At 47.0% G+C, this 6,609-nt stretch carries 7 protein-coding genes and 1 pseudogene; 3 read left to right on the top strand and 5 right to left on the bottom strand.

The genetic code is table 11. The annotated features are described in order from the left end of the window. Positions 1–122: 122 nt before the first annotated feature. Together F6K51_RS34770 and F6K51_RS34765 are read right to left on the bottom strand one after the other, a co-directional pair. Positions 123–926, bottom strand: coding sequence for a DUF6444 domain-containing protein (locus F6K51_RS34770; protein ID WP_293029987.1), 804 nt, complete (start codon positions 924–926; stop codon positions 123–125). A 160-nt stretch (positions 927–1,086) separates the two neighbouring features. Continuing rightward, a complete protein-coding gene (locus F6K51_RS34765; RefSeq protein WP_293029984.1) occupies positions 1,087–1,986 on the bottom strand; it encodes a biotin/lipoyl-binding protein in 900 nt (299 codons plus the stop codon). 405 nt (positions 1,987–2,391) lie between these two features. Here F6K51_RS34765 and F6K51_RS34760 point away from each other — a divergent pair. After that, positions 2,392–3,820, top strand: a pseudogene (locus F6K51_RS34760) (IS4 family transposase). Continuing rightward, positions 3,813–3,962: a hypothetical protein gene (locus F6K51_RS34755; protein WP_293029981.1), complete on the top strand. Its 150-nt coding sequence runs from the start codon at positions 3,813–3,815 to the stop codon at positions 3,960–3,962. Before F6K51_RS34760 ends, F6K51_RS34755 begins: the two are co-directional and overlap by 8 nt. On the opposite strand, the gene F6K51_RS34750 is transcribed toward F6K51_RS34755, so the two are convergent. Continuing rightward, complete coding sequence (locus tag F6K51_RS34750) at positions 3,947–4,756, bottom strand: ATP-binding cassette domain-containing protein (protein WP_293029979.1); 810 nt, start codon at positions 4,754–4,756, stop codon at positions 3,947–3,949. The genes F6K51_RS34755 and F6K51_RS34750 overlap by 16 nt on opposite strands. 184 nt (positions 4,757–4,940) lie before the next feature. Between F6K51_RS34750 and F6K51_RS34745 the strand changes: the two genes are divergently transcribed. Beyond that, positions 4,941–5,096, top strand: a complete 156-nt coding sequence (locus F6K51_RS34745) for a hypothetical protein (RefSeq protein ID WP_293029976.1) — start codon at positions 4,941–4,943, stop codon at positions 5,094–5,096. 544 nt (positions 5,097–5,640) lie between these two features. On the opposite strand, the gene F6K51_RS34740 is transcribed toward F6K51_RS34745, so the two are convergent. Together F6K51_RS34740 and F6K51_RS34735 are read right to left on the bottom strand one after the other, a co-directional pair. After that, positions 5,641–5,991, bottom strand: a complete 351-nt coding sequence (locus tag F6K51_RS34740) for a hypothetical protein (protein WP_293029973.1) — start codon at positions 5,989–5,991, stop codon at positions 5,641–5,643. Positions 5,992–6,109: 118 nt separating this feature from the next. Beyond that, complete coding sequence (locus F6K51_RS34735; RefSeq protein ID WP_293029990.1) at positions 6,110–6,472, bottom strand: ABC transporter transmembrane domain-containing protein; 363 nt, start codon at positions 6,470–6,472, stop codon at positions 6,110–6,112. Positions 6,473–6,609 lie beyond the last annotated feature (137 nt).

Genomic DNA, 6,609 nt, shown 5'->3' with positions numbered 1-6,609 from the left:
GAGTTCGATCGCCTGAATTACTTTTTGGCGCAGGTCTTCGCTGTAAGGAAAAGGCATGACAGAAATCGGACGATAAGTGGAAGGGCTTTTCGTTTTCTTTGTCCTAACTATGATGGCGACTGCTATAGCTCGAAACGGGCTGCTCCTACCACCAAAGAGTGTTGGACATAAAGTTTGGCATCCTCAACACTGCTTGCCACTGCATCGCTTGCTTCTTGCCGGAGTTTGTTTACCGTTCCTAATGACATGGTTTTCTCAAACAAGTCAGCGTCTTGATGCAATAGCGAGTGGGGGAAACCCCCAAGACCGCGCTGCATCGCTAGAGCACTTTGCACCTGGCGTTGACTATTGCGGTAAACGACCCTCAGTAGTGCCACCATTGCTACTACTCGTACTCCGTATCCACTCCTGTTGACCTCCTCTGGCAATTTAGCCCTGGTTGATCTCTGACATTGCCCACACTTCAACGAGTGTAAACGATGCTCGATCACGATCGGTTCAATCGGTGGAATCTCTACTATTTGGTGGCGATAGGGGTTTTGATCTTCGACCCTTAGTCTTTTCCCACAACAGGAGCATTTGCTTGGATGATGGTCAATGATCTGGTTACACCGCTCGATTGGATACAAGTCTCGACTATGCCCATCATGACCTGGTTGACCTCCTCGTTTTCTCTTACTTTTGTTTTTCTGTGGTTTTTTTTCCAGCCCTGGTGGGTCAAAGGAAGGAGGCGATGATGAGTTCTTTGATGTCCGTCGGGTTTTTTCTAATAGCTGTTGCTGAACTGCCGATATATCTGTGAGTTGTTTTTCTAAATTTTCAATTTGCTGCGCCATTCCCTCTACCAGTTTTTTGACACTGGCTGGAGTTTCTTCCCAATCTGACCAGGGGACTTGCTCGCTCATGTTTGGGCGCTGCTGTTCCATGTTCCTTACCGCACGCATATTCTCGCTACCATTTTTGGCGAGGGCTCTTCTACCCCCTGAACGCTTACTTTTTGTCACCCCTGAACGCTTACGAATGAACTAAAGTTTTATAACTCCGTTCTTGCTCTTGCAAGCGCAGGCGAGCTTGTTTAATATCAGCCTATGCTTGATGAATCGTCTTTTCATAAGTACCTTGTTGTTCTTTCAGACGAGACTGAGCTTGTTTTATTTCTAATTCAGTTCTGATGATAGTTTTCTGGGCTTCTTTGGCTGACTGTTCAACCTCTAAAAAGCGTTCTTTGGACAAAACCCCCTCTTCATAAGCTTGTTGGTAACGGGGAATTCTTTCTTCAGCACTTTCTAAACGAATGCTTTCTAATTCATAGGCAACCTTGCTAGAGTCTATCGCCCCTCGTGCCTGCTCTATTTGTGCCAATAGTTCTTGTTTTTGTAAACTGTAGGCGAACTTGAACGCTTCCAGATTCTGCCGTGCTTGCTCGACTTGCGCCTGTTTTTCCAACTCTTGAGCTTGGTTTTGTTGCTCCTGGGTACGCAGAGCCAGTATCAATTGGTTTTTGAGCACCTCTAATTGATTCAGGCGATTCTGTTGCCCTTCTAATTTTTTTTGTTCCTGCTGAAGTTCAGTGCTAACTAACTCTGATTCCAGTTCTAGTAAGGTTTGACCAGCCGTTACCAATTCCCCTTCTTTGACCTTAATTGCTGCTACCGTTCCTGCTACGGGAGCATCAAGTTTGATAGTTTCCCCCGTAGGTTCCAATCTTCCTCTGGCTTTTCCCGTCTCATCCACCTTCGAGAATATCGCCCAAGGTAAAGCAATACCGATAAATACTATCAAAAAATACAGTAATCCCCTTGTCCAAACCTGGGGTAATGTATCCAGCAGTTCCTTAGTAGCATAAGACCAGTCATGACCCTGGAGTGGTTGATCATTCCTAGGTTGAGACGTCGTTTCTTGGGTGAGTAACTCCTCATAGCGACGCTGATCTGGAATAGTTTGAGTAGGACTATGTCCATTTAATGTATGATGATTGTCAGCCATAGCAGTATTTTGGATTGTTGGCTAAAGGATGAAAAAAATTACGGTAAATTAACTCAGCTGAGGCAGGGCTGGGGAGGATCGAGCCTTGGGGATGTTGTTAAGGGTGTTGATCCCCCTAAATCCCCCTTAATAAGCTATGCATTAGTCACATCTTTCTTAACAATCCAGAGAGCTGATGGGACGTGAGGCAAGGTGGAATTACTTGATATTACTTAATCCATATCCGTGTTGAGTTTTTGTTCTTCCATTCAACCTCCATTGGGTACTTCATAATGTAATACAGAAGAATTCTGCATTTGGGGTAGCTTGGCGTACGCTATTACTTGCTGACGAACTCAGGGATGATCCAATGTTCGTGAGTAAACTGACAGAGCCACGAAAAATTCTCAACTCGGAGGGACTTAAATGAAAGCTTGGGCAGTAGAAGAGCTGCAAGATGCTGAATTAGGGGATGTACGTCGCAAAAAACGGTTGATGCGGATAGGAGCGCGATTTGGCAGCCCAACCGAATGCCAGTGTGCCGCAAGCTTCGGGAAACTTAGCTGCGACCCAGGCTGCCTATAAGTTTTGGCGCATCACCTTACATCAAACCGGAAGCGATCGCATCAGCTCACCAACGCCGTACATTAAAACGAGTAAAACTTGAGTCTATTGTCATGGCCATTCAAGACACAACAGAACTCAATTTCACTCATCATCCAGGGAAGAGGGGTATGGGTTACTTGGACAATGCTAAGGCAAGAGGCTTAAAAATTCACTCAGTATTTTGTAGTACAAGTAATGGTGTGCCTAATGGTGTATTACATCAACAAGTCTGGGCTAGGGATATCGCTGAGTTGGGTTCGAAGCATCAACGACACAAAAAACCCATCTCAGCAAAAAGAGAGCCAGCGTTGGTTAACTGCCTTGGATGCTACCCAGAGTCTGATTCGAGATCAAATTACCGTTGTCACAGTGGCTGTGCGCGTTGCTGACATCTATGAGTTGTTCATGCTGCCGCGCCGCCCTTCCTCGGAGTTTCTGATACGAGCGATGCACAACCGTACAGTCTTTCCCTACCTCTTTTGACCAACAACTCCAACGTCTTGAGCAAGCAATTGGAAAAGTAATGCCTTGTGGTCAGCTGACCTTAGAACTCAGACGAAATCCAGAACGCCTTGCCCGTCTTGCTACTAGACGCCTACGTACTACAACCATTGAGTTACAACCACCAGCTACTCATCCCGAACGGGAGCGCCTCCAACCAATCCGCCTACAGGTAATAAAAGCAGAAGAAGAAAACCCACCACCCGGTGTGGAACCAGTTCGTTGGTTACTCTTGACTACCTTAGAGGTTACTGGCTTTGAGGATGTGGTGCAATGTTTGCGTTGGTACTCTTATCGTTGGTTGATTGAACGCTATCATTATGTCCTCAAGAGCGGTTGTCGCCTCGAACAACTGCAACTGGAAACTGCCGACCGGATCCACCGAGCTTTAGCCACTTACACCATTGTGGCTTGGCGCTTGTTGTGGATGACTTACTTGGCTCTAACCCACCCTGATACTCCTGGGGATACGGTACTAGAAACCCATGAGTGGCAAGCGCTTTACTGCACTATTCATCAAACACCCTCCCCACCTGAGGTCCCCCCTAATTTGAGGACTTGTGTGCGTTGGATAGCCCAGTTGGGTGGTTTTTTGGCGCGCAATAGAGATGGTGAACCAGGGGTGAAAACCCTTTGGCAGGGTCTGCGACGACTGCATGATATCGCACAGACTTGGCTTCTACTTTCCCCCAAAACCACTTCTGGTGTCAAGTCCCATTATGTTAAGAAAGATGTGACTAATGCATAGCTTAATAAGGGGGACTTTACCGATTCCTCCCGACTCCCTGTTCCCTGTTCCCTGTTCCCTGTTCCCTATTCCCTGTTCCCTATTCCCTACTCCCTACTCCCTACTCCCTACTCCCTACTCCCTCCCCTATAACTGCTGCTGATTCAGATAGAAATAATGTCCTCGCTTTGCCATTAAGTCTTCGTGAGTACCGCTTTCAATCAATACCCCTCTATCGAGCACTAAAATCAGGTCAGCTTTGCTTACGGTAGAAAGACGATGAGCAATAACTAGGGTGGTGCGGTTTTTGAGAATAGTATTGAGATTGGTCTGAATAATCCGCTCCGATTCCGCATCCAGGTGGGAGGTGGCTTCATCGAAAATTAATAGGCGGGGATTTCCCAAGAGGGCGCGAGCAATGGCTAAACGCTGTCGCTGTCCCCCAGACAACATCCCTCCTCCCTCGCCAATCTCGGTTTCATAGCCCATGGGCAGTTTTTGGATAAATTCATCGGCACCGGCCAGTTTTGCTGCTGCCATAATTTCGTCTAAGCTAGCTGAGGGATAAGCCAGACCGATGTTTTCTCGAATTGTCCCTCCAAACAGAAAGGTATCTTGATCCACCACACCAATTTGCTGGCGCAAGGAGCCTAAGGAAAGACTGGTGATATCTTGCCCATCAATCAACACTTTCCCATCTGAGGGAAGATACAGCCCCAACATCAGCTTGGAAATAGTGGTTTTACCGGAACCACTGCGCCCCACTAGGGCGACCATTTGCCCTGGTTTTACCTCAAAACTAAGATTTTCCAAGACATTGGTATCACTTTCTGGGTGATAGCGGAAGGTGACCTGATCAAAGCGAATGTGACCGCGCAATTCAGGTAATGATTGCCGTGCTTGATGGACCAAATCTTCTTCTGGTTGGTAATCCAGCACATCATTGATGCGCTCCATGGCAATCACAACTTCCTGAAATTCATTCCACAGTACCGTTAGCCTTTGGAAAGGGGTAATCCTGGTTGACTGACAAAACTATTCAGCAGCATACTTGTACGTTTGTATTTTGAATTCCAGCCGATAAAATCGTTTCAGATGTTGTTTTCGCGAAGCTATCACCGGGTCAGGGTCTTGATTAGTTGTGAAACACACCCGTCGAATTAGTGTCCAGCCATTCTCTGGCATAGGCTTTGATCCACTCCCAACCAATCCGAAAGTAGCTGTTACCCCGCGCACCAGTGAGTATCGACCCACCGACGCTTACCCGTTTCTACAACCTCAACACCTTGAGCGGTGACGCAAACGAGTGGCTACGGCCAGGATAAACCACAACCGAGATAGGGCAGGCACTGAACGAATTTCAGACTTCTGCACATTCGCTCCCATTGGACTGGTCATCCAAAAAGTTTTCCTCAATATCAAACCGCAACCCATATTCTTGCGCATGTTTGGAGAGTGGTCTGTTCATCACTGATAATGGCCCATTATCACCATTGACATTGTTGCGACCTCAGACCAGATGAACCGGACCAAAAAGCGTGCTCCTTGTGCAGCCTGACGTTATGAAAGCACAGGGCAACTCCACGTAGAACATGGAAATCTTTAAGCTGAGACCAGCCTTTCCCGGCGAGCCTTATCCAACTGTCCTTTTTCAATCGAATCCGATAATGCCATCCCCATTGGCAGGTCATCGCTTTGATCAAATCAGTGTGGACAAAGCCACGGTCTGCAAGCAAAACCACCTTGACTCCCATAGGGCTTCCGTTCAAGGGCTTGTTGCAGTAGACGCTCGATAATCGTTGAATGAGACAGACGCACGCTTAATGTTCCATCACCCGCGCCTAGCACAGGTAAGGCCCGTGCTTGATGCACCACAACCAATCGCACCAGACAATACTGATCCGGTGAACAGTGACCTTTCCAAGCCTCAGATATATAGAGTCATCTTGTCCTACCGCCAAAGCTGCTTGAATCAATGGAATGTAGCAGCCGTTCGCGTAGCGTGGCCTTTTGGCCATGGATGTTAATCCGAGCATTGTAAAGCCAACGTTGTATCCGACGTTGCTTGCTTTGAGCATATTGGCCGAACCACGGGACGAACGGGAATCCAACGGGTCAAATTGACTTCTCCTGTTTGGATCAAGGCCACCACCATCCATAAACAGGTCGTCAGGTGACCCAGGTGAGCCCATTCATGGGGTTGACCCAACCAGGTCTTAAGGGCATTGATTAGACGGGAGTTTTTTTCACAGCATTCCTAGGATTTGAGTGGTATCTGTCTTTAGAATGCTGGCTCCCACTCACTTGCTGTCAATACCTGCTATCTCCCTCCTGATAAGCATTTGACCAATTTGTGCTTAACTTTTTGTCAGTCAACCAGGGGGTAATCACTTGACCCAGCAACATATTAAAAGCCACCAATTGCCCAATGGTGAGCTGATTTTGAATCACCAACCATGCCCCAAACCAGAGCAGTGCGGTAGTGGCTAACCCCTCGATCGTATTGCTGAAAATCTGGAGTCGATTGCTAATCACTTGCCCAGAAAAGTTAGTTTTAACTTCTTTATTTAATAACTCTTCCCAATGCCAGCGTACGGTTTGCTCAACTGCTGTGGATTTGACAGTGCGGACACCAGAAAGCACTTCAATCAGATAACTGCTTTCTTTTGCGATCGCATGAAATAATTAAACTAAGCCAATAGGTCACCCCATTAACTCGTCTTCAAAACCGTACGTGACACTTTCGCATCATACGGCTCCTCATTATAGGAACACACTGACATTGGTACCTCTAGAACGGATTCTCATCT

This window comes from Moorena sp. SIO3I8 (genome assembly GCF_010692325.1).
Classification (GTDB): Bacteria; Cyanobacteriota; Cyanobacteriia; order Cyanobacteriales; family Coleofasciculaceae; genus Moorena.
Note: the sequence above shows the minus strand (reverse complement) of the source record. Positions and strands in the feature narration are given on the sequence as shown.